This is a genomic window from Streptomyces sp. NPDC048254 (genome assembly GCF_043201895.1).
In the GTDB taxonomy this organism is placed as follows: domain Bacteria; phylum Actinomycetota; class Actinomycetes; order Streptomycetales; family Streptomycetaceae; genus Streptomyces.
The window spans coordinates 79,489-102,767 of sequence record NZ_JBICZJ010000024.1 but is presented as its reverse complement, the minus strand read 5'-3'; the positions used below and the strand labels follow the sequence as shown (position 1 = coordinate 102,767).

The 23,279-nt window shown below is 71.1% G+C and carries 24 protein-coding genes and 1 pseudogene; 7 read left to right on the top strand and 18 right to left on the bottom strand.

Annotated elements, in window-relative coordinates; all coding sequences use genetic code 11:
- Positions 1 to 15: 15 nt before the first annotated feature.
- Together ACGFZQ_RS44725 and ACGFZQ_RS44720 are read left to right on the top strand one after the other, a co-directional pair.
- Positions 16 to 1,191, top strand: a complete 1,176-nt coding sequence (locus ACGFZQ_RS44725) for an Lrp/AsnC family transcriptional regulator (protein ID WP_393845305.1) — start codon at positions 16 to 18, stop codon at positions 1,189 to 1,191.
- Between the two features lie 58 nt (positions 1,192 to 1,249).
- Entirely contained in the window at positions 1,250 to 2,056 is an 807-nt protein-coding gene (locus ACGFZQ_RS44720) for an alpha/beta fold hydrolase (RefSeq protein WP_393845304.1), read from the top strand.
- On the opposite strand, the gene ACGFZQ_RS44715 is transcribed toward ACGFZQ_RS44720, so the two are convergent.
- The 17 genes from ACGFZQ_RS44715 to ACGFZQ_RS44635 all read right to left on the bottom strand — a co-directional run bounded on the left by ACGFZQ_RS44715 (position 2,010) and on the right by ACGFZQ_RS44635 (position 18,239).
- Positions 2,010 to 2,798 (bottom strand): IclR family transcriptional regulator, encoded by a 789-nt coding sequence (locus ACGFZQ_RS44715; RefSeq protein WP_393845303.1) that lies wholly within the window; start codon positions 2,796 to 2,798, stop codon positions 2,010 to 2,012. The two genes, ACGFZQ_RS44720 and ACGFZQ_RS44715, sit on opposite strands and share 47 nt — an antisense overlap.
- Positions 2,795 to 3,586, bottom strand: a complete 792-nt coding sequence (locus tag ACGFZQ_RS44710) for an alpha/beta fold hydrolase (RefSeq protein WP_393845302.1) — start codon at positions 3,584 to 3,586, stop codon at positions 2,795 to 2,797. The genes ACGFZQ_RS44715 and ACGFZQ_RS44710 overlap by 4 nt, the downstream gene beginning before the upstream one ends.
- Positions 3,586 to 4,572 carry an ABC transporter ATP-binding protein gene (locus tag ACGFZQ_RS44705; protein WP_393845301.1) on the bottom strand — a complete coding sequence of 329 codons (987 nt, stop codon included), beginning with the start codon at positions 4,570 to 4,572 and terminating at the stop codon, positions 3,586 to 3,588. The genes ACGFZQ_RS44710 and ACGFZQ_RS44705 overlap by 1 nt, the downstream gene beginning before the upstream one ends.
- A complete protein-coding gene (locus ACGFZQ_RS44700) occupies positions 4,565 to 5,602 on the bottom strand; it encodes an ABC transporter ATP-binding protein (RefSeq protein ID WP_393845300.1) in 1,038 nt (345 codons plus the stop codon). Before ACGFZQ_RS44700 ends, ACGFZQ_RS44705 begins: the two co-directional genes overlap by 8 nt.
- Positions 5,599 to 7,176, bottom strand: coding sequence for an ABC transporter substrate-binding protein (locus ACGFZQ_RS44695; RefSeq protein WP_393845299.1), 1,578 nt, complete (start codon positions 7,174 to 7,176; stop codon positions 5,599 to 5,601). The genes ACGFZQ_RS44700 and ACGFZQ_RS44695 overlap by 4 nt, the downstream gene beginning before the upstream one ends.
- 56 nt (positions 7,177 to 7,232) lie before the next feature.
- Complete coding sequence (locus tag ACGFZQ_RS44690) at positions 7,233 to 8,111, bottom strand: ABC transporter permease (protein WP_351733920.1); 879 nt, start codon at positions 8,109 to 8,111, stop codon at positions 7,233 to 7,235.
- The gene (locus tag ACGFZQ_RS44685) at positions 8,101 to 9,063 is read right to left on the bottom strand and encodes an ABC transporter permease (RefSeq protein ID WP_351733918.1); all 963 of its coding nucleotides are present in this window, start codon (positions 9,061 to 9,063) and stop codon (positions 8,101 to 8,103) included. The genes ACGFZQ_RS44690 and ACGFZQ_RS44685 overlap by 11 nt, the downstream gene beginning before the upstream one ends.
- A gap of 13 nt (positions 9,064 to 9,076) precedes the next feature.
- Positions 9,077 to 10,411 carry an amidohydrolase family protein gene (locus ACGFZQ_RS44680; protein WP_393845298.1) on the bottom strand — a complete coding sequence of 445 codons (1,335 nt, stop codon included), beginning with the start codon at positions 10,409 to 10,411 and terminating at the stop codon, positions 9,077 to 9,079.
- A gap of 155 nt (positions 10,412 to 10,566) precedes the next feature.
- Positions 10,567 to 10,899 carry a ferredoxin gene (gene fdxA / locus ACGFZQ_RS44675; protein ID WP_393845297.1) on the bottom strand — a complete coding sequence of 111 codons (333 nt, stop codon included), beginning with the start codon at positions 10,897 to 10,899 and terminating at the stop codon, positions 10,567 to 10,569.
- A gap of 1 nt (position 10,900) precedes the next feature.
- Positions 10,901 to 11,923: an NAD(P)/FAD-dependent oxidoreductase gene (locus ACGFZQ_RS44670; RefSeq protein WP_393845296.1), complete on the bottom strand. Its 1,023-nt coding sequence runs from the start codon at positions 11,921 to 11,923 to the stop codon at positions 10,901 to 10,903.
- A 66-nt stretch (positions 11,924 to 11,989) separates the two neighbouring features.
- A complete protein-coding gene (locus ACGFZQ_RS44665; RefSeq protein ID WP_393845295.1) occupies positions 11,990 to 12,382 on the bottom strand; it encodes an acyl dehydratase in 393 nt (130 codons plus the stop codon).
- Positions 12,379 to 12,900 (bottom strand): MaoC family dehydratase N-terminal domain-containing protein, encoded by a 522-nt coding sequence (locus ACGFZQ_RS44660; protein WP_393845294.1) that lies wholly within the window; start codon positions 12,898 to 12,900, stop codon positions 12,379 to 12,381. Before ACGFZQ_RS44660 ends, ACGFZQ_RS44665 begins: the two co-directional genes overlap by 4 nt.
- Complete coding sequence (locus ACGFZQ_RS44655) at positions 12,897 to 13,712, bottom strand: IclR family transcriptional regulator (RefSeq protein WP_351733907.1); 816 nt, start codon at positions 13,710 to 13,712, stop codon at positions 12,897 to 12,899. The genes ACGFZQ_RS44660 and ACGFZQ_RS44655 overlap by 4 nt, the downstream gene beginning before the upstream one ends.
- A 43-nt stretch (positions 13,713 to 13,755) precedes the next feature.
- On the bottom strand, positions 13,756 to 14,625 hold the full coding sequence (locus ACGFZQ_RS44650; protein ID WP_393845293.1) for an alpha/beta fold hydrolase: 870 nt from the start codon (positions 14,623 to 14,625) through the stop codon (positions 13,756 to 13,758).
- The gene (locus ACGFZQ_RS44645; RefSeq protein WP_393845292.1) at positions 14,622 to 15,581 is read right to left on the bottom strand and encodes a catechol 1,2-dioxygenase; all 960 of its coding nucleotides are present in this window, start codon (positions 15,579 to 15,581) and stop codon (positions 14,622 to 14,624) included. Before ACGFZQ_RS44645 ends, ACGFZQ_RS44650 begins: the two co-directional genes overlap by 4 nt.
- Positions 15,578 to 16,903: a M20 family metallopeptidase gene (locus ACGFZQ_RS44640; RefSeq protein ID WP_393845291.1), complete on the bottom strand. Its 1,326-nt coding sequence runs from the start codon at positions 16,901 to 16,903 to the stop codon at positions 15,578 to 15,580. The genes ACGFZQ_RS44645 and ACGFZQ_RS44640 overlap by 4 nt, the downstream gene beginning before the upstream one ends.
- A gap of 115 nt (positions 16,904 to 17,018) precedes the next feature.
- Positions 17,019 to 18,239 (bottom strand): Rieske 2Fe-2S domain-containing protein, encoded by a 1,221-nt coding sequence (locus ACGFZQ_RS44635; protein ID WP_393845290.1) that lies wholly within the window; start codon positions 18,237 to 18,239, stop codon positions 17,019 to 17,021.
- Positions 18,240 to 18,497: 258 nt separating this feature from the next.
- Between ACGFZQ_RS44635 and ACGFZQ_RS44630 the strand changes: the two genes are divergently transcribed.
- The 5 genes and pseudogenes from ACGFZQ_RS44630 to ACGFZQ_RS44610 form a co-directional block, all read left to right on the top strand.
- Positions 18,498 to 19,499 (top strand): ABC transporter substrate-binding protein, encoded by a 1,002-nt coding sequence (locus ACGFZQ_RS44630; RefSeq protein WP_393845289.1) that lies wholly within the window; start codon positions 18,498 to 18,500, stop codon positions 19,497 to 19,499.
- Complete coding sequence (locus ACGFZQ_RS44625; protein ID WP_393845288.1) at positions 19,496 to 20,332, top strand: ABC transporter ATP-binding protein; 837 nt, start codon at positions 19,496 to 19,498, stop codon at positions 20,330 to 20,332. The genes ACGFZQ_RS44630 and ACGFZQ_RS44625 overlap by 4 nt, the downstream gene beginning before the upstream one ends.
- Positions 20,329 to 21,150, top strand: coding sequence for an ABC transporter permease (locus ACGFZQ_RS44620; RefSeq protein WP_393845287.1), 822 nt, complete (start codon positions 20,329 to 20,331; stop codon positions 21,148 to 21,150). The genes ACGFZQ_RS44625 and ACGFZQ_RS44620 overlap by 4 nt, the downstream gene beginning before the upstream one ends.
- The gene (locus ACGFZQ_RS44615) at positions 21,147 to 22,100 is read left to right on the top strand and encodes a zinc-binding alcohol dehydrogenase family protein (protein ID WP_393845286.1); all 954 of its coding nucleotides are present in this window, start codon (positions 21,147 to 21,149) and stop codon (positions 22,098 to 22,100) included. The genes ACGFZQ_RS44620 and ACGFZQ_RS44615 overlap by 4 nt, the downstream gene beginning before the upstream one ends.
- 214 nt (positions 22,101 to 22,314) lie before the next feature.
- Positions 22,315 to 22,881: pseudogene (locus tag ACGFZQ_RS44610) on the top strand (IS200/IS605 family accessory protein TnpB-related protein); the annotation flags it as partial.
- On the opposite strand, the gene ACGFZQ_RS44605 reads toward ACGFZQ_RS44610, so the two are convergent.
- Positions 22,878 to 23,219 carry a cupin domain-containing protein gene (locus tag ACGFZQ_RS44605; RefSeq protein WP_393845285.1) on the bottom strand — a complete coding sequence of 114 codons (342 nt, stop codon included), beginning with the start codon at positions 23,217 to 23,219 and terminating at the stop codon, positions 22,878 to 22,880. The pseudogene ACGFZQ_RS44610 and the gene ACGFZQ_RS44605 overlap by 4 nt on opposite strands.
- Positions 23,220 to 23,279: the final 60 nt, after the last annotated feature.

Genomic DNA, 23,279 nt, shown 5'->3' with positions numbered 1-23,279 from the left:
GAAAGGGAGTCTGCAATGGACGAGAGAACCCCGCGCTGCGGTGCAGCTTCCGGTCGTGATTCCGGTCGGGCACGCAGGAATACGCCGTCTCAGGAGGCGCAGGATTTCGCTGCGTCGGACCTCGATGAACTCGACCGCGGTGTCGTGCACGCGCTGCAGATCCACCCTCGGGCCCCGTGGACTCTGGTGGGGGACGTGCTCGGCGTCAATCCGGTGACGGTCGCCCGGCGTTGGCAGCGGCTGGAGGAGGCCGGCCTGGCCTGGGTGACCGCCTATCCGCGGCTCTCCGACTTCCGGATCGTGGTGACGGGCATCGTCGAGGTCGACACCGAGCCGGGCGTCGCGGAGGACGTGGCACGCGCGCTCGCCGCCGAGCACGCCGTGGCGAACGTCAAGATCACGGCCGGCGGACGCGATGTCGTGACCGCCGTACAGACCAGGGATCTCGACGAACTGGCCCACCTCACCACCCGGCTCTTCCAGCAGACACCAGGCGTACGGGCGACGCGTACGCACGTCTCCACCGGTGTCCCGACCGAGGGGAGCCGCTGGCGGCTGCGCAGCCTGGACGCGGCCCAGTGCGCCCGTATCGAGGCGAGCCACGCGTCGGACGTTCCGCCCGATGCGGGCACGGGGACCGGCTCGCCCTGGGACGCCCTGGACGCGCAGATCCTGGAACTGCTCAGCTCCGACGGCCGGATGTCGATACGCGCCCTGGCGACCGTCACCGGCGTCGGTCTCACCACGGTGCGCCGCCGACTCCAGTCGCTGCTGGCCTCGCGGGTGAGCCTGCGCTGCGACCTGGCCAGGCCGCTGTCCGGCTGGCCGCTGTCCGCGGTGTACTTCGCGTCCGTCCCCGCCCAGTACCTGGAGGAGACCAGCCGCGTGCTGTCCGGTGTACGGGAGGTCCGGTCGTGCGCGATCACCGCGGGCCCGCACAACCTGGTGATCGACGTGTGGCTGCGCGCGCTGGCCGACGTGCACACCTTCGAGGCGCACCTGTCGCGCCGGCTGCCCCGCCTCGTGATCGACGACCGCTCGGTGGTGCTGCGTACGGTCAAGCACATGGGACGGCTGCTGGACCGGGACGGCCGGTGCGTCGGCGTCGTGCCGCTGCGGGAACCCCAGGCGACCCACGCCCCGGCCGAGCGCCTGGCCGGGGTGCCGGACGACAGGCGGCTGTGGCGATGAGAACGGCACCGGCGAACCCGCCGGCCTCCCGCTGCCCGACACCTGCTGAGGAGCACTGATGCGATCCACGTACATCCCGGCGGCCGGCGGTCGCATGCGCTGGATCGACATCCCGGGCGAGGGCCCCGCGCAGGTGTACATCCACGGGCTGGGGTGCGCCGGTTCCGCCGACTTCGCCGGGACCGTCACCCATCCCGACCTGCACGGCCGGCGGGCGGTGGTCCTCGACCTCCTCGGGCACGGGTTCAGCGACCGTCCGGAGGCGTTCCCGGGCACGCTGGAGGCCCATGCCGAGGCGGTCGCCGCCGTCCTGGACCACTGCGGGATCAGGGACGCCGTTCTCATCGGGCACTCGATGGGCGGGAGCATCGCGATCGTCCTCGCCGCGGCGCGCCCGGAGCTGGCCTCGCGGGTCGTCGTGGCCGAGCCCAACCTGCGGGCCGGCGGCGGCCTGTACAGCGCGGCCATCGCGGCCCATCGGGAGGAGGACTTCGTCAGCCACGGATTCCGTACCGTACTGGCGGGGCTGGAGCCCGACTACGCGGCACGGGTGCGAGCGGCGGACCCCGCGATCCTGCACCGCAGCGCGGTGAGCCTGGTGGGCGGTACCACTCCCGGGACGGCGGAGATCTTCTTCGGTCTTCCGCAGCCCCGGGTCATGCTGCTCGGCACCCGCAGCCGCCCGTACCAGGACGAACACGCGGTCCGGGCGGCCGGCATCCCGGTCGTCGAGGTCCCCGACGCGGGCCACCACATGATGCGCGACAATCCCGCGGGCTTCGTGGCGGCCCTCGTCGAAGGCGGTGCGGTGCCCGCCCTCACAGCGGAGCGAGGAGGGACTCGTACCGGGCGAGGCGCGCCGTGATGATGCTCGACGCCCGGGTCAGGGCCGGGAGCAGCCGGGAGATCCTGCTGCCCGCGGTGGGGGCGATGACCGACAGCGCGCCCAGGTAGGCGTCGCCGGTGCCGCGCACGGGCACCGCGACCGCGAGGTAGCCGAGGCGTTTCTCCTCGACCTCGACGGCGTGACCCTGCTCCCGGATACGCCTGAGTTCGCCGGGTAGTTGGGCGGGGCCGAGCGTGTGCGGAGTGCAGCGGACCGTCAGGGGGAGGATCCGGGCGAGCGGGTACTGCTCGGGGAGCAGGGCGAGGGTGAGCTTGCCCGCGGCGGTGCTGTGCAACTGCAGGCGCCGGCCGCCTGAGGTGGAGCGGGCCCGGTTGCGGTGAGTGCCGAGGCTCTCGACGCACAGCAGCTCGGAGTCGTGCGGTATCGCCAGGATGACGGCGTTGTCGAGACTCTGGGCGAGGTTCTCGATGACGGGCCTGGCCGCCTCGCGCAGGGTGCGCTGGTGGGGTGAGCGCAGGCCCATCGCGTAAAGCCGTACGCCCAGGCGGTAGTTGCAGCCGTCTCGTTCCAGGAAGTCGGTGGCGACGAGTTCCTGGCAGAGCCGGTGGACGGTGGCCTTGGCGATGCCGGTACGGGACGTCAGCTCGGCCAGGCCGAGCGAGAAGTCGTCGTCCCCGAAGGCGGACAGGATGAGACTCACCTTGCCGAGCACCGAGTTGGGCCGCTCGTCGGCCACCCGGACATCGCTGACGGTGGTCATCCCGCCGCCACCCATTCGAGGATGTGCCGGGAGAACTCCTCGGGGAGCTGCTCCGGCACGGGGACATGTCCGTCGGGGATGACCAGCGTCTCGCAGCCGGCGTCCGCGAACTTCTCCAGGCCCGGCATCGAGAAGTGGTCCTCGGAGGCGCAGACGGCGAGGGTGCGGGCGGTGACGAGGGGCAGCCGCTGGTCCATCATCGAGCCCCGTACCGCCACATGCCCTTCCTCCACCCGGTCCAGCACGGTCAACGCGTCGACCATGAACCGGTTGAGGGCGGCCTCCTCGCCGTCCTTGTAGAACGGGCGCCGGAGGTTCCACAGTTCGAGCAGATGCGAACCGTCGGGGCGGGGGACGACATGGTCGACGGGCTTGCGCTGGTTCACCGTGCGCCGCTTCTCGTCGTCGATGAAGGGGGTCGCGGACAGGAACAGACTGGAGACCCGCTTCCCGTGGCGCGCGGCGAGCTCCACCGCGATCACCCCGCCGGTGTGGTGGCCCACGAGATGGAATTCCTCCAGGCCCAGTTCCTCGATCAGGTCGTCGGCCGCGTCCGCCCACCGCTCGACGGTGTGGGGTTCGTCGGGTTGCGCGGAGGCGCCGAAGCCCAGGGTGTCCATGGCGATCGCCCGGTGCACGGCACCGACGCGGGGGAGCACGTCCAGGTACTCGGTCCAGGACCGGGGCGTCTGATGGAGCATCAGCACAGGCTCGCCCGTGCCGCACTCGACATAGTGCAACTGACCGAAACGGCTGGGTGCGTAGCCGCGACGCAGTGTGTCCGTCATCAGTGACTCCCTGGTTTGTGACATGCCGTCAGATGGCCCGGTGTCTGTTCGGTGAGCGCGGGGCGTTCGCTGCGGCAGTGGTCGTCGGCCAGCCAGCAGCGGGAGGAGAAGGGGCAGCCGGCCGGAATGTCCGAGGGGGAGGGCAGTTCGCCCTTGAGGACGATCTGCTCGCCAGGCCCGTCGTCCCCCGGTTCCAGAACGGACGAGAGCAGCGCCATGGAGTACGGATGCTGCGGAGCCTCGAACAACTCCTTCGCCGGGGCGAGTTCGACGATCGACCCGAGGTACATCACCGCGACCCGCTCGCTGAGATGCCGGACCACACCGAGGTTGTGCGAGATGAACAAGTAGGCGATGCGGTCGCGCTGCTGGATCTCCTGGAGGAGGTTGAGGATCTGCGCCTGGATGGAGACGTCCAGCGCCGACGTCGGCTCGTCGAGGACGATCACGGACGGCTGCGGGGCCAACGCGCGGGCCAGCGCGAGGCGTTGGCGCTGACCACCCGAGAACTCGTGCGGATAGCGGGCGGCGGCCGCCGCGTCGAGGCCGACCTCCTCCAGCACCTCCGCCAAGCGCGTACGCCGGTCGGCGCGCGCCACGCCCCGGGCGCGCAGCGGTTCCTCGATGCTGGAGCCCACCGGCAGCCGGGGGTTCAGCGAACCGTTGGGATCCTGGAACACCATCTGCACCGCACGCCGGAACGCCTTCAGGTCGGCGCCCTTCGGCTTGTGCGTCATGTCCTTGCCCTCGAAGCGCACCGCGCCCCGCGTGGGCCGGTACAGCCTGGTCGCGATCCGGCCCAGCGTGCTCTTGCCGCACCCGGACTCGCCGACCAGGCCGACCGTCTCGCCGGGATTCAGGGCGAGGGTGATGTCGTCGACCGCCCGGACACCGGAACGGCCCGGGCGACCGCCGAACTCGTGCCCGATGCCGGAGAGTTCGAGCAGCGGCTCGCTCCCGGCCAGGTCGGGCTGCGTGTCACTCATCGTTTCCTCCGGCTGCGGTCGGGGCGTCGTCCAGGTCGCGCCAGCAGCGCGACACCCACCCGTCGCCGACCGGCCGCAACGGCTGGGGCGCGGTACAGGCGTCGGCGGCCAGCGGACAGCGCGGCGCGAAGCGGCAACCGGGCAACCGGCGGGCGTCGTCCGTGAGTTGGCCGCGGATCGCCGTCAGCGGGGTGCCGCCGCTCTCCCGCGTCCGGGGCACCGCCGCGAGCAGCGCCCGGGTGTACGGGTGCCGGGGCGCGTTCAGCACCTGGTCGACGGTGCCGGACTCGACCGCCTGACCGGCGTACATCACCTGCACGCGACTGCACATGGCGGTGATGACACCGAGGTCGTGCGAGATGAGCAGCATCCCCATGCCGTGCTCCTCCTGGAGGGAGCGCAGCAGGCGCAGGATCTCGGCCTGCACGGTGACGTCCAGCGCGGTCGTCGGTTCGTCGGCCAGCAGCAGGCGTGGGTTGCCGGCCATCGCGATGGCGATGACGACGCGCTGCCGCATGCCGCCGGACAGTTCGTGCGGGAACTGCCGGGCCCGGCGCTCGGGCGAGGGGATCTCCACGAGGCGCAGCAGTTCCACCGCCCGCTCCCGGGCCTCCTGCCGGCCTGCCTTGCCGTGGATCCGCAGCACCTCGGCGACCTGTGCGCCCACCCGCATGCACGGGTTGAGGGAGGTCATGGGCTCCTGGAAGACCATGGCCACCCGGTCGCCGCGCAGGCTCTCCAGCTCGGAGGGGCTGCTGCCCAGCAGATCCGTGCCGCAGGCCACCAGCCGGTCGGCGCGGACGGAGGCACCGGAGCCCAGCAGCCCCATGGCCGCGAGGGCGACGCTGGACTTGCCGCAGCCGCTCTCGCCGATCAGGCCGACCACTTCGCCCTGTTTGACGCGGAGGTCCACACCGGAGACCACGTCCGAGCCGCCGAATCCGATGTGCAGTCCCGAGACATCGAGGACCGGGCCGGCGCCGTCGGCCTCGGTACCGGCCCGAGGGGGAGTCAGTGTGTCGGCTTTCACGGCACCAGCCACGCGCTCTTCAGGTTGAGCCGGGTCGCCGTGGCATCCGGCTGGTAGCCGTGCAGCCGGTCGCTCCACGCCTCGCCCCGCACGGCCTTGGCGTAGGGCACCAGCAGGTAGGCCTCGTCGGCGATGTACTGGGCGAGTCGGTGGTACAGCGTCACCCGCTTGGCGTTGTTCTCCTCGGCCTTCGCGGCGGCCATCAGGTCCCACAGGTGCTGGTCCTTGACCTTGGTCCCCGGGCTGCCCTTGGCGAACCACAGGTCGAGGTACTGGCTCGGGTCGGCGTTCAGCACGCTGGTCATCATCACCATGTCGCGGTAGTCGCCGGCCAGCACGTGCGGCACGATGCTCGCGAACGGCACGAGTTTGAGGTTGAGGGTGATGCCGACCTTGGACAGCTGTGCCTTCATCAGCTCCATGGCGGAGATGTCGGGGCCGTAGGCCGGGTCGCTGGGGGCGAGCAGTTCGATGCTGACCTTGCTCTGCCCCGCCGCCCTGAGCAGGTCCTTCGCTTTGGCCTGGTTCTGCTGGTACATCGGGTCGGAGGCCGTGGGGGTGGTGCCGTACGGGTCCTGGGGCGGGATGACGTAGCCGAAGGTGGCGGAGCTGCTGCCCAGGGTCTTGATCAGGGTGTCGCGGTCGATGGCGAGGTTGAACGCCTGCCGCACCCGCTTGTCGGCGAGCGGCCCGCTCAGGGTGTTCATGTTGAGCCAGATGCTGGAGACGAGGGGCCCGTTGGCCTCGGTGACGCCGTTCGTGCTCTTGACGTCCTCGACCATGCGCAGGTCGCGGAAGGACAGCAGCTGGACCGAGTTCGAGCGCAGCGAGGCCACGCGGGAGGTCTCGTCGGGTATGAGCCGGTAGGTGACCGAATCGAGGTACGGCTTCGGCTTCTCCCAGTAGTCGCGGTAACCGGTGAGCTGGATGGAGACGCCCTTCGTCCACTTCTTCAGGGCGAAGGGCCCGGTGCCGTTCTCCGACTGCTTGAGCTGGTTGCCGGTGCGGGACGTCGTCCACTTCCGGCTCATGACGGCGCCGCTCCACGGGCGGGCCAGGAAGTTGTACAGGGACGGCTGGGGGGCGCTGAGCTTCACCTCCACCGTGCTGCTGTCCACGGCGGTCACCGTCTTGATCTTGTACTGCTGCGTGTACGGCGACTTGATCGCGGGATCCATCAGCCGCTTCAGGCTGAAGATCACGTCATCGGTGGTCAGCTTGGTGCCGTCGTGGAAGGTCACCCCGTCGCGGAGCGTGAAACGGTAGGTCGTGGGGTTCACCTGCTGGTAGCTCTTGGCGAGGCCGGGCTGCACCTTGCCCTTGCTGTCCAGGCTCAGCAGACCCTCGTAGAACTGCGCGACGATCTGCTGGTCGAAGTACGCCTGGGCCACATGCGGGTCGAACCCGACGGTGGGCTCCCCGTCGAGGCCCACGAGGAGGGATCCGCCGCTGACCGGCTTGCCCGAGACCTTGCCGGCCGTGGCCGTGCCGCCGCAGCCCGCCAGCAGCAGGCCGGCCAGCGTGCTCCCGCCGAGCGCCAGCGCGGTTCTGCGCGTGTGTACATGGTTCGTCATGGTGACCGCCTGTTTCTCAAGAACGTGAGGGTGAAGTGACGTGGACCGACGTCCGATCAGGTGGTACGGCGCTTGCCGCGCGGGTTCAGCTGTTCCTGCAGGCCGTCGGAGATCAGGCCGAAGGCGGCGGTGGCGACGGCCAGCGTGATGCCGGGGACGATCACCAGCAGCGGGTCGTCCTTCATGTAGCGCTGCCCCTCGAAGATCATCCGGCCCCAGCTCGGCGTCGGCGGCTGGATGCCGAGGCCCAGATAGCTCAGGGACGCCTCGACCAGGACGCAGGTCGCCGCCGTGTTCGCGTACTGGACGAGCGCGGAGGACAGCACGTTCGGCAGCACATGGCGGCCGATGATCACCGGGGTGCGGACCCCGGCGATGCGGGCCGCCGAGACGAAGTCGCGCTCGCGCACGGTCAGCGCCGGAGCACGCACGATCCGGGCGAAGTACGGCACGAAGATCAGCCCCATGCCGGTGATCAGGACCCACATGCCCGGGGTGAAGACCGACACCAGCACGAGCGCGAGCAGCACCGAGGGGATGGACATCGCGGTGTCCATCGCCGCCATCAGCACCGCGTCCAGACGTCGGGCGTTGTAGCCGGCGACGAGACCGATCGGCACGCCGATCAGCGCGGCGAGCGTGGTCGCCCCGAAGGCCACCAGGAGGGACTGCCGGGCCGCGACGAAGGTCCTGGTGAACAGGTCACGGCCGAGGTTGTCGGTGCCCAGCCAGTGGCTTCCCGACGGACCGGTGAGCAGCGAGTCGCCGACGTCCTCCGCCGAGTAGCGGCCGAAGCCGGCGATGAGCAGGGCCAGCACCACGATCGCGCCGAGGATGCAGACACCCGTGGTCAGCGTCGGGTTCCAGCCGAGGCGGAGCCGTCGTCGTGGCGCCGCGGTCACGGTGACGGCGGACGCGGTGGATTCAACCGTCACGGCGGGCTCCAGTCGTCCGGATGCGGGGGTCGATGAGGGGGTAGACCAGGTCGGTCACCAGGTTGATCAGCACGTAGGAGGCGCCCAGGGCGAGGATCGCGCCCTGGATGACCGTGAAGTCGTGCTGGGTGATGGAGTTGACGATCAGCGAGCCCAGCCCGGGGAGGGCGAAGACCTGCTCGACGATGACGGTGCCGCCGACCAGCACCCCGAGCTGGAGGCCGCCGGCGGTGACCACCGGCACCAGCGCGTTGCGCAGCGCGTGCCGCAGCATGAGCCGTCGCCGTCCCGCGCCCTTCGCCGTCGCCGTCCGCATGAAGTCCTGGCCCTCGACGTCGAGGACGGCGGTCCGCATGTAGCGGCAGAGCGTCGCGCCGAACGGGATGCCCAGTGCCACCGCGGGGAGCAGCAGCACCTGGAGGTTGAGGAGCGGGTCCTGGGAGAACGGTACGAACGAGAACAGCGGCCAGGCCGGTGCCAGCGTGCTGACCAGGAGGACCATGACCGTGCCGACCACGAACGGCGGGACGGCGAGCCCCATGAAGGCAGCGCTGTTGACCACCCGGTCCTTGACGCGCCCCTGGTGCATGGCCGACCAGATCCCCGCCGGAATGCCCCACAGGACCGCGATCACCGCGGCGTAGACGGCGAGTTCCAGGCTCACCGGGAGGCGGGCGGCGACCTGTGCGGCGACGCTCTGCCCGTCCAGCAGGGACGACCCCAGGTCGCCCCGGACGGCGTGCCCGATCCAGCTGAGGTACTGCGACCACACGGGCTGGTCGAGTCCCAGTTGCCGGGTGATCTCGGCACGCAGCTGGGGAGTCGAGTTCTCGCCCGCGATCAGGGCCGCCGGGTCACCGGGGACGAGATGCGCCAGGGCGAACACGATGGCGCTCAGGCAGAGGACCACCGCGAGCGAGCGGACCACACGGATCGACAGATAACGCAGCACTGGGTCTCTCCCCTTACATCGCGGCGGCCGGCGCCGACGCCCGGGGCGCCGGACGGGCCGGATCGGAGGGACGGCGGCGCGCGGCCAGGGCGGCGGGGACGGACTCGGCCGCGCCCGGGTCCACCGCCCGGCCCTCGCGGAACACCGCGCGCAGCCGCCGCCGGTCGGCGAGCACGCGCAGATCGGCGAGCGGATCACCGTCCACCAGCAGCAGGTCCGCCCACCTCCCCGGGGCGACCGTCCCCGTCCTGGCACCGAGGCCGAGGGCGTCCGCGGCCGCCGAGGTCGCCGCGACCAGGACCTCCGCCGGTGTCATGCCGATCTGCTCGTGCAGCAGCTCCAGTTCGCGCGCGTGGTTCCCGAAGCGCATCGTGTTGGAGGAGTCGCTGCCCGAGATGATCCGTACGCCGGCCCGATAGGCCCTGCGCACGGACGCCAGCCGGCGCTCGCGGAGTCGCTCCGCCTTGTCCAACTGCTCGGCGGCCAGGCCGCGTCGGGGCCCGTGTTCCGTCATGAACTCGCTGATCGAAAGGGTCGGGCACAGGAAGGTGCCCTGTTCGAGCATCAGCTCGACGAGGTCGTCGTCCAGGTCGGAGCCGTGCTCCAGCGTGTCGACCCCGGCGCTCAGCGCCGCCGTGATCCCGCCCCGGGTGTGCGCGTGGGCCGCCACCCGCAGGTCCAGGGCGTGTGCCTCGTCGACGATCGCGTCGATCTCGGCGTCCGTGTAGTTACGCCACTCGGTCTTGTCGCCGAGGGAGAGCGTGCCGCCGCTCGTGCAGATCTTGATCAGGTCCACGCCCATCCGGGCGTACTGCCTGACCCGCTTGCGGCACTCGTCGACCCCGTCCGCCGGCGGCCACATCCGCTTCTCGTCGAGCGTCGCCGGACAGAACATGTCGCCGTGCCCCGCGGTCATGCCCACGAGACCCGAGGCGACGACCCGCGCCCCGTCGAGGACGTACTCGTCGACCACGTGCTTGACCGCCACCTCGGGCAGCGAGCCGGCGGTGTCACGGACCGTGGTGAAACCGGACCGCAGCGCCTCACGGGCATTGGCCGCGGCATGGAGGGTCTGTTCCTCCACCGAGGTCAGCATGTTCCACAGGTGCACGTCGTGCGGCCGGGTGCCCGCGTTGGACCGCAGGTGCACATGGCAGTCGATGAGGCCGGGCAACAGGGTCATCCCCCGCAGGTCGTACACCGTGTCCCGAGGGGTCGTCGGCACCGTGTCCGCGGGACCCACCTCGGCGATCACGGCGCCGTCGATCACCACGGCCGCATTCGCCCGCGCGGCACTCCCCGTGCCGTCGATCAACGTCACTCCCGACAGGACCGTTCGCTGCGTCATGAGGCTGTGTTCACTCCTCTCCGTGGGAACTGGTAAAGAGGAGTGTGGGTGGGCGATGGTATGCCCGTGTTGCGGTGCAGCTTTCGCTTGGAATTCCCGCGGCGGGCGCAGGATTGCGCCACCCATGGGGACGCAGATTTGCGCCACCCCGCCCGTCAGGCATGGTCCCCGAGGGAGTTCACGAGGGCGGTGTCCACACCCACCGGTCCCAGCCCGCTCGCCCCGCCCGGCGTGCCGAGGGGAGCCGTACGGCCGGACAGCGGCTCCTCGAAGAAGCGGCGGTTGTCGGCGCGGAACTCCGGGTCGGCCAGCCGGTCGACGGTGATCGCCTGCTCGGGGCAGGCCGTCTCGCAGGCGCCGCAGTCGATGCACTCCACCGGGTTGATGTAGAGCTTGCGCTCACCCTCGTAGATGCAGTCGACCGGGCACTCCTCCATGCACGACCGGTCCATGATGTCGACGCAGGCCGATCCGATGACGTAGGCCATGTCAGTTCTCCTTCTCCGTGGAATGTCCGGGGAACAGCGCCGCCTCCGGATCGATGACGGTGGCCGCGTTGTTCACGGCGGTGGCGACCTCGCCGAAACCGACGGAGATCAGCCGCACCTTGCCCGGGTAGTCGGTGATGTCGCCGGCGGCGAACACCCGGGGCAGGTTGGTGGCCATCCGGGTGTCGACGGTGATCCGTCGCGCCCGGAGTTCGAGTCCCCAGGTCTGGAGCGGGCCGAGGTCGGCGACGAAACCGAGGGCGGCGACGACGGTACGGGCGGGCACCAGCCGGGTGGACTTCTCGGTACGGTGCCGGACCTCGACCCGCTCGACGCCCGACGCGCCGTGCAGCGCGCTCACCTCGGAGTCGGTGATGATCTCGATGCCGAGGGCGCGTACCTTCGCCACGCTCGCCGCGTGCGCACGGAAGCGTGCGCTGCGGTGGACGAGGGTGACGGACCTGGCGATGGGGGCGAGCAGTGCCGCCCAGTCGAAGGCGCTGTCGCCGCCGCCGACCACGACCACGTCGTGGCCGGTGTGCTCGGCCGGGTCCGGCACGAAGTACACCTGCCCGCGGCCGAGGTAGTCCTCGCCCGCCGGGAGCGGCCTGGGGGTGAACGTCCCCACTCCGCCGGTGATCACAACTGCCCCGGCCCGCACGACGGTTCCCCGGTCGGTGCGGACCAGGGGACGGCAGTCCGGCCCGTGGGCCAGGTCGACCGCCCGCTCCCCGAGGAGGTAGCGGACCCCGTACGGCGCCGCCTGCGCGACCAGGTTGTCGACCAGGTCGCGACCGCGCACCGACGGGAATCCGGCGATGTCGAAGATGGGCTTCTCCGGGTACATCGCGCTGATCTGGCCACCGCACTGGGGCAGTACGTCCATCACGGTGACGCGCAGTCCGCGGAACCCGGCGTAGTAGGCGCCGTAGAGGCCGGACGGGCCGGCGCCGATGATCAGGATGTCGGTGTCGGTCACCGACGACTCGTCCGGGGCGACCGGCTCAACTGTAGGAACGCTCATGGTTCAGGAGCGTAGGAACGGGCCGCGCTGCGCCCAACGGAACCGGTCCGGCTGACGGGACGGCGGTCAGCCGAGGGCCAGTTCGACGGTTCCCGTCACGCACGGGGCGCCGTCGGCCTTGAGAACGGCCACGTCCAGGGACACGCGCGCGCCCTCCACCGCCCGGACGGTCGCGGTCCAGGTGAGCGGTTCGCCGGCCACGGCGGTCGTACGGTTGCGCCAGCTCACCGTCTCCAGACGGGCGGTGGGTCCGGCCCACGCCAGCGCGTGCCGGCTGAGTGTCTCGCCGTGCAGGGTGGACTGTACGACCACGCCCGGGAAGCCCTCCGAGGCCGCGAACGGGGCGTCGTAGTGGATGCGGTGGGCGTTCCAGGACACCGCGCTGAAGCGGAACAACTGGACGCTGCTGTGCGTGTACCGCTGCGGCGGGCAGAGGTCACCGGCGACGGGCGTGTTCATGCGGCTCCGGGGGAGTCGAGTGCCTCCATGACGACGATCGTCTCGTCGACGGCCGTCAGTTCGGTCCCGTCCGCCGAGGTGAAGCGGGTGGTGAGACCGAGCAGGACGAAGGCGCCGGACCGGCCCTGTTTGCGCTCGGCGGAGGTGACCGCACGCGAAGCGGTGACGCGACTGCCCGCGACCGGGGCCCGGCCCAGCCGTACGGTCTGTCCGCCGTGCACCTGGCGCACCGGCAGGCCCTCGGTGCACGGTGACTCCCGGGCGGCCAGCCCGTCCGGCCGCAGGTCCCGCTCGACCGGCCCGTCCTCCCAGCTCATGGTGGCCGCGAGGAAGAGGGCGGGCGCCTCGACCGCCGCGCCCGCCGCCTCCCGTTCGCGGGCCCGGCGGAGGTAGCCGGTGTCGTTCAGCGCGGCCGCGTACCGGCAGAAGTCCTTCACGGTCACCGTGCCGCAGTCCTCGTCCTCCCACCGGCCGACGAGACTCCGGGCCCGTGCCAGCACCTGGTCCAGGGCGCTCACAGGGCCGACCGCAGCGAACGGCCGATGCCCAGACCCGCGGTGCGCAGCGCGCTGGCGTGTGCGGCGGCGTCCACCCGGTAGGTCGGGGCGGTGATCGACAGCGCGCCGGCCAGGGTGTGCTGCCGGCCGAAGACCGGCACGGCCATGCTCATGTAGCCGAGCCTGACCTCCTCCGCCTCGGTCGCGACGCCCCCCTCCCGGATCCGCTCCAGCTGGCCGCGCAGTCGCCCCGGAGAGGTGATGGTGTGCCGGGTGAACGGTTTCAGTCCGTTCCTGACCACCTCCCCGAACAGGGTGGCGGGGGAGAAGGCCAGGATCGCCTTCCCGGTGGCGGTGCAGTACAGGGGGAGCCGCCCGGCCACCCGGGACTCCTCGCTCAGGCCCCGGTGCGGCAGGATCTTCTCCAGGTAGACCACGTCGAGGCCGTCGTGGATCGCGAAGTGGATGGTCTCCTGGGTGGCCAGCAGGAGGTCCTCCATGTACGGCTGCGCCACCTCGCGCAGGATCCGCTGCCGGTGCACCCGCTGCCCGATCTCGAAGAGCCGCAGCCCGAGCCGGTAGTCGCAGCCCGCCCGCTCCAGCAGCCCCCACACCACCAGCTCCTGGCAGAGCCGGTGCACGGTGGCCTTCGCCACGCCCGTACGGCGCACGAGATCGGCGAGCGAGAGCGACTCGTCGTCGGCGGTGAAGGCTTCCAGGATGGGCCGCACCTTGCCGAGGACGGAGTTCATCGACTCCGGCCCCAGCGACGGCCCGGTCGCGGGAGGCGGGGCAGAAGGGGCCACGGCGCGGGTGATCGGGACGACGGTCATGGCGGACACCTCACGATCAGGGGTTACGGCTGGAATCTCACGATCAGTGACCGGACGACGACTCGGCGAGGAACGCGAGACTCAGCGGGTTGTACAGCGTGGCCTTCTCATGTTGCGGCCAGTGCCCGCATTCGGTGAAGACCTCCAACCTGGCCCCGGGAATCGCGGCGGCGATCGCCTCGGCCTCCGGGACGTCCCCGAGCGGGTTCTTGTTGCCCCACACCACCAGCGTGGGGGCCTTGATCCGCGCCATCCGGTCGGGACGCAGCAGATTGCGCTCGCGGGCGTCCACCTCCTGGAGGGCGAGCAGGTTGTGCAGGTTCTCCTGGAACTCGGGGTGGTGGTAGATCTCGTAGCGCACCTGGGTCAGCTCCTCGCCCAGGTCCTCGTCCCACTCGGCCCACAGCAGGGCCAGCCGGTCGCGGGTGTACGAGACGTCCGGCTCCAGGGCCGCGGCGCGGGTCGAGGTCTTCAGCCGCTCCATCACCGCCGGGTTGACCTTCGTACCGCCCATGCACAGCAACTGGAGGGAGGCGACCCGGTCCGGGTGCTCGCTCGCGGCCCAGGACGACACCCAGCCGCCGAGCGACTCGCCCACCAGGTGTGCGCGCTCGGCACCCACCGCGTCGAGGTAGGCCATCAGGTGCTCCACGTACGCCGGGATCTCACCCGGCCGGTCCGGCTTGCCGGTGTAGCCGTGGCCGAGCATGTCGATGGCGTGGCAGCGGTAGCCGGCCTCGGCGTGCGCCGGGATGTTGCGGACGAACGCCTCCAGGTGGCCGGTCGTGCCGTGCAGGAACACGACGTGCTCGCCGTCCTCCGGACCGGCTTGCAGGGCGCGGGTGGTGACGTCGCCGGTCTCGACGTACGCGTGCCGGTAGTCGATGCCCGACAGTTCGGTCCAGATGCTCATGACTGCCTTTCGGTAAGGGCCTGTTGGGGGTCGAGGACGGCGACGCCCATTCCGGTGAGCCACTCGGGCATCGGTTCGTACGCCAGCCGGCGGCCGGGCACGTGGTCGAGCGCGGCCGACATCAGCAGCCAGGTGCGCACCTCCTGCGCCCCGTTGCCGGCGACCTTCTCCAGCTCCTCGGTGGAGTACGCGGTGATCCGCGCGGTCTCGCCCCGCTCGACGAGGGACAGGAAGTCGTCGTCGAACTCGGGGTTCAGTGCGGCCTCGGCGGCGCGGATGATCTCGCGGCGCCGGACGTCGTAGTCCTGCCAGTTCTCCCGGCCGTTCAGCCAGGCGCCGACCATGAACTCCTCGTCGTCGCCGTGCGGTTCCCGCCAGTCCGGCCAGGGCAGCCGGTGCGACAGCCCGCCCGAGCCGACCACCGCCACCCGCCGGTCCCCGGGGAAGGCCAGGACGGCCGCCCGGATCGCCCGGCCCAGTTCCTCGCAGCGGGTGAGGGTGGGCAGGGGCGGGGCGAAGACGTTCACGACGATCGGCACGATCTCGACGTCCAGCCCATCGAGGAGGTACTGGATGGCGTGCGACTGGCCGTGGTCGATCTGGAGCCGCGCCGAGAACGCCGGGTCGAAACCGCCGTTCTCCACCAGGGAGCCGGCGAGGTGCCGGGCCAGCGGTACGTCCACCGGCTGCGGGCCCTTCGGGGTGCCCGACTCGCCGCTGGCGACGCACTCGCCGACCCCGATCGTGAAGCTCGGGATGAGGTCCAGCCAGAAGCCCCGGAAGTGATTGGAGCCGATCAGGATCACCGTGTCGGGGCGGGCCGCGGCGAGTGCCTCCCGGGCCCCGTACAGCGCGTCGCGGAACCGTTCGGCCCGGTCCTTGTGGAAGGTCTCCTCCCAGTGGGTGTTCATCAGCGTGCTGTGCGAAGCGCCGACGCCCAGGACGATCTCGGTCACGGTGTTGCTCCTTCCACGTCGGCGCGGGACCGGGTGACGGTGTCGACCGCCGTACGGATCAGGTGGCGCGTCAGCCTCTCCATGGCCCGCACGGAGACGGTGTTCATGCCGCGTGCGAAGTCGACGTCGAACAGGGCGTCCGTGACCTTCGGCATGCCGACCCGGACGGTGGGGATGCCGCGCCCGCGCAGGATGTTGGCGTCGGTGGCGCCGCTGTTGCCGCGGATCACCTCGTGCGCGCGCCCCTCGAAGGCCTCCCAGCCGGCGGTCGCCGAGCGGCAGATCCAGCTCTCCGGGTCGGTCCGGGTACCGGGGATCGCCAGGACCAGCTCGGCGGTGACGTCCGCCGGCACCTTGTCCAGGGCGGCGAGGAACTCCCGCTTGGCCTGCATCGGGGTCGTGTCCGGGCCGATGCGCAGGTCCACCATGAGGGTGCACGCGGCCGGTGTCACCGCCGCCATCCGGGGCCAGCCGCCGCGTATCGAGGAGACGATGCCCTGCGGCGCGACCGTGCCGGCGGTGTGCCGGTCGGCGTACTCGACGAACCACTCCTCCAGATGCCGGGCGACCTCACCGGCGCGCGCGACGGCGTTGTCGTAGGGGAGGCGGTGGCGTGAGCCCACATAGGTGTGCGTGCCGTGGACCGTCACCTCGAACCACACGAGGCCGACCTCGTCCCAGGACACCGTCCAGCCGGGCTTGGCGATGACCGCGTAGTCGGTCCACACACCCTGCTCCAGGAGGAACGAACAGCCCACCCCCTGACCGGTGTTGCGGCGGGTGCCGACAGGCCGGGCGTTGGTGGGCATGCCGCCCGCGCCGAACGCCGCGACCAGGTCGCCGGTGAGCGGGATCCCGGCGAGCGCGATCGCCTCGGCGGCCATCATCACGCAGGCGGCGTGGCCCTTCGGGTTGGAGGCGCCGAGGCCGACGACCAGGTCGTCGTGGACGGTGGCCCGCGGGCGCATGTCGTCCCGCAACTCCGGCCCGATCCAGGGCAGATCCTCGCTCTCCTCGCCCACGGTCAGGGTGTCGATCGGGGCGTACAGCATGAGGTCGGGGCCGGTGCCGTCGCCGGAGAGCCGGGCCCAGGCGTTCGCCTGCCGGTCGTCCAGGGGCTGGAGCCGGGCCGGGCAGCCGGCCGTGGTGAGCGTGGCGGCGATGTGCTCCGCGAGCGGGCCCTCGTCGCCGGTGGGGCTCGGGATGTCGACGAGACCGGTGATCAGCTCGCGCAGCCGGTCGCCGGTGACCTGCCCCCAGGCGTCCTGGACCCACCCCTGCCGCCGGGCGTCCAGACCCGCCGACTCGCCCGCGGCGTTCACTGGTTGATCCTGTGGACCTGGGTCATGGTGGTGCGCGCGAAGCGCTTCCTGGCCAGCGGGAGCCCGATGGCGATCCCGGCCCCGATCAGCAGGGTGAGCAGTGTGCGGCCCATGGTCATGCCTTCTTCTCGTCGGTGCCGGCGCCGGAACCGCTGCCGGCGAGCTTCTTGCCGTACTCCTCCTCGCTGAGGTTCCGCCAGGCGGTCAGCGAGATGTCGGGGCGGTAGAGCTTCTCCGGGGGTGCGTCGGTGATGTCGACCATCCACGCGTCCTGGCCGGAGAACTGGCCGTGGAACAGCCAGCGGATCGCGCCCAGGTACTTGCCGTAGAAGCGCAGCGTGTCCCAGCCCTCGGTGAAGTTGACCATCACGCCGACATAGCGGTGGTTGTCCTCGTCGACGGGGACGTAGAACTCGTAGTGGATGAAGTTCGGATACGCGATGCGCAGCACGCCGGGCATCGACAGGGACGCGAAGCCGGGGAACTCCTGGGCCTCGATCGTCGGATCGACCTTGTCGGGCTTGCCCGTGTTGCCGATGTTGAAGGTCTCCTTCGGCGGCTGGGCCTTCCACCAGCGCTTGTTGGTCCAGTGGCCGACTCCGGGGAAGTCCGCCTCCCAGTACACCTCGTCCTGAACCCGGAAGATCCAGCGGCCCTTGGCCACGATCCGGGTGATGTTCCAGGTGGGCATGGGCTTGAAGAGCCGCCACAGGGCCGTCCGGTGCAGGTACTTGGCGTGGCCCTCGTCGAAGCCGTTCTCGCAGGCGAAGCGCCAGTTGCCGCTGCGCGGGTCGATCCGGCCGCCCATCACGAAGGCGTTGGAGACGAGTTCCTCGGGCAGCTGCTCGTCGATGGGGTGCGGTTCCTCGTCGGCGAGGGGGATGTACACCCACACCATGCCGAGGCGCTCCTCGACCGGGAACGTCCGCACCGAGACCTTGCCGGTCAGGCGGCAGCCGGGCCCGTCGGTGATGACCGCGGCCAGCTTGCCGGTGGGCAGGTCGAAGGTCCAGCCGTGGTACGGGCAGCTCACGGTGCCGGGGAACTGCTGGTTGCCCTCGGACAGCGGCACACCGCGGTGCGGACAGCGGTTGTGCAGCGCGTACGCGGTGCCGCCGTCCCGGATCAGAGTGATCTTCTCGCCGCAGATCGTGAACGGGAGCGGATCGGCGGTGATGTGGCTGGACCAGGTGACCGGATACCAGTAGCCGCGGAAGCCCGCGCCCGCGGCGTCGTAGTGCGGCCACGACTTCCAGTCCTGGCGGCCGGGCTCTCCTGCTGGTCTGCGGCGGCTCCGGACCGGGGGCGGTGTGTCGGGAGAGTCGTCGACCGTCATCGTGGGCGTCCTCCTGCTGCCGGGTGAGCTGTGAGGTGAGCATGCGGCGGGCCGGAGGATCCGCCCAAGGGACCCGGTCCGCTGAGCAGACCGCACCGCGCGGAGCCGCCCGGAGACCGGGGCTCACCTGCGCGTCCCGTTCAGCGGACCCTTGTCGATGCGTGGCGGGCGCCCCCCGTTCTACGGTGCGCCAATTCCCGGGCCGCACCCCGACGACCAGCCGTAACCCGCGGACTCCCACCGACCCCCGAGGTGCTCATGGAGACACGGTCCACGACAAGACACCCCTTCGCAGGCCCCGCCGCCCTCGCCGTCGCGCTGCTCACGCTCACCGCGTGCAGCGCGGCCACCACCGACTCGGCCGCCGGCTCCGGCCAGAGCGCCGCGGGCCCCACGATCCGCATCGGCGTCGGTATCGACGCCTCGTACGCGCCCTTCTTCCTCGCCGATGCCCAAGGCCTGTGGGCCAAGCACGGCGTGAACGTCGAGCTGGTCCAGTTCGGGCAGGGCAGCGAAGGCGTCAACAACCTGGTCGCCGGCCAGGTCCAGATGTCCGGGAACTCGGACAGCACCACCATCAGCATGCTGCCCCAGGACCCCGACCTGCGGTCGCTGATGGTCTACGAGCAGTCCGGGCAGTACCTCAAGGTCGTCCTCGGCCCGAAGGTGGCGTCCCCTTCGAAGATCCGCAAGATGGCCGTGGCCCCCGGGCTGTCCGAACTCGCGGCGACCCGGTTCCTGGAGTCGAAGGGCATCGACCCGAAGTCGGTGGAGTTCGTCACGGCCGACCCGCCCGAGATCCCGGCGCTGATGAAGAAGGGTGACGTCGACGCGTACGTGCTGTGGGAGCCCTGGCCCACCAAGGGGGTCGCGCAGGGCGGCAGGATCCTGGAGAACACCGGCGCCTACGGGGTGACCTACTCGCAGTGGCTGCTCACCAGCGCCGCCTGGCTCAAGGCCAACCCCGACACCGCCACCAAGGTCGCGGAGACCCTGGAAGAGGCGGCGCGGCTGACCGAGACCGACCCCGAGGCCGCGGCCCAGGCGACCGAGAAGGCGGTGAAGGTCCCGGCGGCCCAGACCCTGACCGCCATCAAGGAAATCGACTTCGGAGCCCGCGACTTCACCGCCGCCGACCTCAAGGGATACGCGGACACGGCCAGGTTCTTCGTCGACACCGGCAAGGTCAAGGCCCAGCCGGACGTGCCGGCGGCCGTCCAACGCGGGTGGTTCACCCAGCACTTGAAGGGATCCTCATGACGGAGGCCGTGAAAACCGACCGCGCGCCGGTCAGCCGCCGCGGCGCGGCCCTGAGCGCCGACGGCGTCGGCATCCGCTTCGACTCCTTCCAGGCCGTACGGAACATCTCCCTCGACATCGACGCCGGTGAGTTCCTCTGCCTGCTCGGCCCCAGCGGCTGCGGCAAGTCGACGCTGCTGTCCGCCATGGCGGGCTTCGTGACCGCGGACGAAGGCACCCTCTCCGTCGGCGGGTCCCCGATCACCGGCCCCGATCCGGAGCTGGGCATGGTCTTCCAGAGCAGCGAGGCGCTGTTCGACTGGATGACGGTGCGTCAGAACGTGGCGTTCGGGCCGCGGATGCGCGGCGCCTCGCGCGCGGAACAGACGAAGCTCGCCGACGAGTACCTGGGCCTGGTGGGGCTGCGCCACTGCGCGGACCGCTTTCCGGGGCAGCTCAGCGGCGGCATGCGCCAGCGCGTGCAGATCGCCCGCGTACTGGCCAACGAACCGGGCGTCATGCTGATGGACGAGCCGTTCGGGGCGCTCGACGCGCAGACCCGGCAGGTGATGCAGGAGGAGACCGACCGCGTCTGGCGCGCCTCGGGCTGCACCGTCGTCTTCGTCACCCACGACATCGACGAGGCGATCCTGCTGGCCGACCGGATCGCCGTCATGACCGCGGGCCCCGCGGCCTCGGTGAAGTCCGTCTACCCCGTGGACCTGCCCAGGCCCCGGGACGAGGACGATCCGGCCGCCGTCGAACTTCGCCGCCGGCTGCGGGAGGACATCGGCGAAGAGGTCCGCAAGGCGCTGCGCGACCAAGGGCTCGACACCGAGGAGGACGACCGATGACCGTCGCGACGGCTGCCGCCGCCGGCAGCGCGGAAAGCGGCAAACGCCCGGCCTGGGCGAGCGTACGACGGCTGCGCACGCTCGGCATGTACACCCTGTCCGTCCTCGTCGGCCTCGGCGTCTGGCAGCTGCTGGCGATGCGGTACGGCTCCTCGCTGGTCGCCTCCCCGAGCGAGACCCTCAGCGCCACACGCCAGTTGGCGGCGGACGGCACACTCACCAACTCGATCGTCGCCTCCAGCCGGCGGATCCTGATCGGCTGGGGGCTCGGCGTCCTCGTCGGCGCACCGGTGGGACTGCTCGTCGGACAGGTCCCGGTGGTACGCCAACTCCTGGAGCCCTACATCGAGTTCTTCCGGTTCATCCCGCCGGTCGCCTTCGTGACCCTGGCGGTGGTGTGGCTGGGCATCGGCGAGTCGTCCAAGGTCGTCCTGATCTTCTACACGGCCGTCTTCATCGTCACGGTGAACACCAGCGCCGGGGTGCTGGCGGTGAGCGAGTCGAAGCTGCGTGCGGCGCAGAACCTCGGCGCGAGCCGCCGCCAGATCCTCCAGGGGATCGTGCTGCCCTCGACCGTGCCGCACATCGTCACCGGCGCGCGCCTCGCCATGGGCAACAGCTTCCTGACCATCGTCTCCGCCGAGATCGTCGCCTCCCGGGTCGGGCTCGGGTCACTGATCTGGACCTCCCGCAACTACGGGCGGATCGACTGGGTCTTCGTCGGAATCATCACCCTGGGAATCCTCGGGTTCGTCTTCGACCGCGTCCTGCGGATCGTCGCGTCCCGCGTCCTGCGTCGGTACGGAGTGAAGCTGTGACCACCGGTATGTCCCGCGCCCTGGTACTGGAGAGCTTCGGCTCGCTGCCCCGTCTGGTGGAGCGCCCGGTGCCGGAGCCCCGCCCCGGGCACACCCTCGTACGGATGCGGGCGGCCCAGGTCGGCCACCTCGATCTGAACGTCGTGGACGGTAGGTTCGGCATCCTCCCCGACCTGCCGGCGGTACCGGGCACCACGGGCTGCGGGGTCGTCCTCGCCTCGGACACCCACCCCGAGGGCAGCCTCGTCCGGCTCGGCGGGAAGGGCCTCGGCCTGCGCCGCGACGGCTGCTGGGCCGAGCACGCGCTGGTGCCGGACGCCGCCGTGACCGCGGTCGCGCAGGGCACGGACCCCGCCCTGGCGTGCAGTTGGTTCTCCCCGGCCGGCACCGCGTGGGCGGCGGTGCACACGGTCGCCGCCGTACGACCGGGGGAGCGGGTGCTGGTGACCGGCGCGGCGGGCGCGGTCGGGGCGCTGACCGTGCAGGTCGCCGCGCGGGCCGGGGCCGAGGTGGTCGGCGTGGTCGGCCGGACCGCCAAGCTCGGTCACGTCCCGGCTCCCGCCAAGCCCGTCCTCGCCTCCGAACTGTCTCCCGAGTCGGCGGGCGGCCAGGTCGACGTACTCATCGACACGGTGGGCGGCCCGGTGCTGCGGGACGCCCTCCCGCTGGTCCGCCCGCGGGGCCGGGCCGCACTGGTCGGCTACACCGCCGGACGGGAGTTCACCGTGGACCTCGCGGACTTCCTGCTGGCCGACGTGTCCGTGCTGCCGGTGAACCTGATGTCGCGGGGGAAGGAGGTCGCCGCCGACGCGGAGGCCCTGCTGACCGACCTGCGGTCCGGGGCGCTGACCCTGGAGATCGAGCGCCACGGCCTCGACGGGCTGGCGGAGGCAGCCGACCGGCTGCGGACCGGCGAGGCGGTCGGCAAGGTGGTGCTGGACCTGGACTGAAGGACCCCGACGCCGCACCCGGACGCGACGCTCAGGGTGCTGCTCGCCGGCCGACCGGGTCGGGGTTGTGAACAGCTTGCGATCGGCGTCGGTTGAACGCGTTCTGGTGCGCATGAGTGAGCCGTCCGGGCACTGGCAGGCTCACTCTGGGCGGGGAACGGGAGTTCTTTCGTCGAATGCGTGACCTTCACCGACAGTGGTCGTTGGGTGGGGTATCCGGCTGCTGCACTGGGCCAGGCGCCACGGCCTCGCGATCGCCGTCGAGGACCTCGACTTCGCCGCGGAGACCACCCGGGAGAAACACGGCGGCAGGAAGCAGTTCCGGAAACTGATCTCGGGCATGCCCGTGGCCAGGCTGCGGGCCCGGCTGGTCAGCATGGCGGCCGAACTCGGCATCCCCGTCATCGCCGTCGACCCCGCCTACACCTCCCGGTGGGGCGCCCAGCACTGGCAGAAACCCCTCACCAGCAACACCAGGAAGACCACTCGCCACGACGCAGCCGCCGTGGCGATCGGAAGGCGCGCCCTGGGACACCCGATCCGGCGTCGGACGGCACCGCCCCGCACCCACCAGAGCGATGGATGCGGGCATCGGACCGTCCAGGCCAGTTCGGTGGACCCAGGACGTGAGGGACACCGCCCCCGCATCCCCGGACCACGGACACGATCCGTGCCGCCCGGACGCGGAGCGAACGCGGTCGACCAGAACGCCCAACACCGTCCGGGGCGTTCGGCTGAGCACGAATCCTGGCAACAGGACTCACTCCCGCTCAGCCTCTAGGAACGGTAGGTGATGACAAGCATCGTCACCCCGTCCTCGGAGGTCCAGGGCCCGTGCGGCATGCCGGGCGGGCGGCACGCGTACATGCCGGCGGTGAAGGTCCTGTCCAGCGTGAGGTCGTGCAGGGCTCCCGACAGGAGATGGACCTCCTCCCAGAAGCCGTGCCGGGTCACGCCCTGGGCGGACGTGTCGGTGCCCGGCGCCCACCGTACGAGCGCGGTGCGGGCACCGGTGGCCGGGTCCTCGGCGAGGGTCTGCTCCTGCACGCCGGGGGCGGCTCCCGGTGGTGTGGTCCAGGGCGCGTCGGGCCGGTGGAACTCCAGCTCGGGCTTGCTCATCGGCACACCTCCGGTCGCACACTTCCTGCCTACGGATCGTATGCGCCAGTCCCGCAGGAA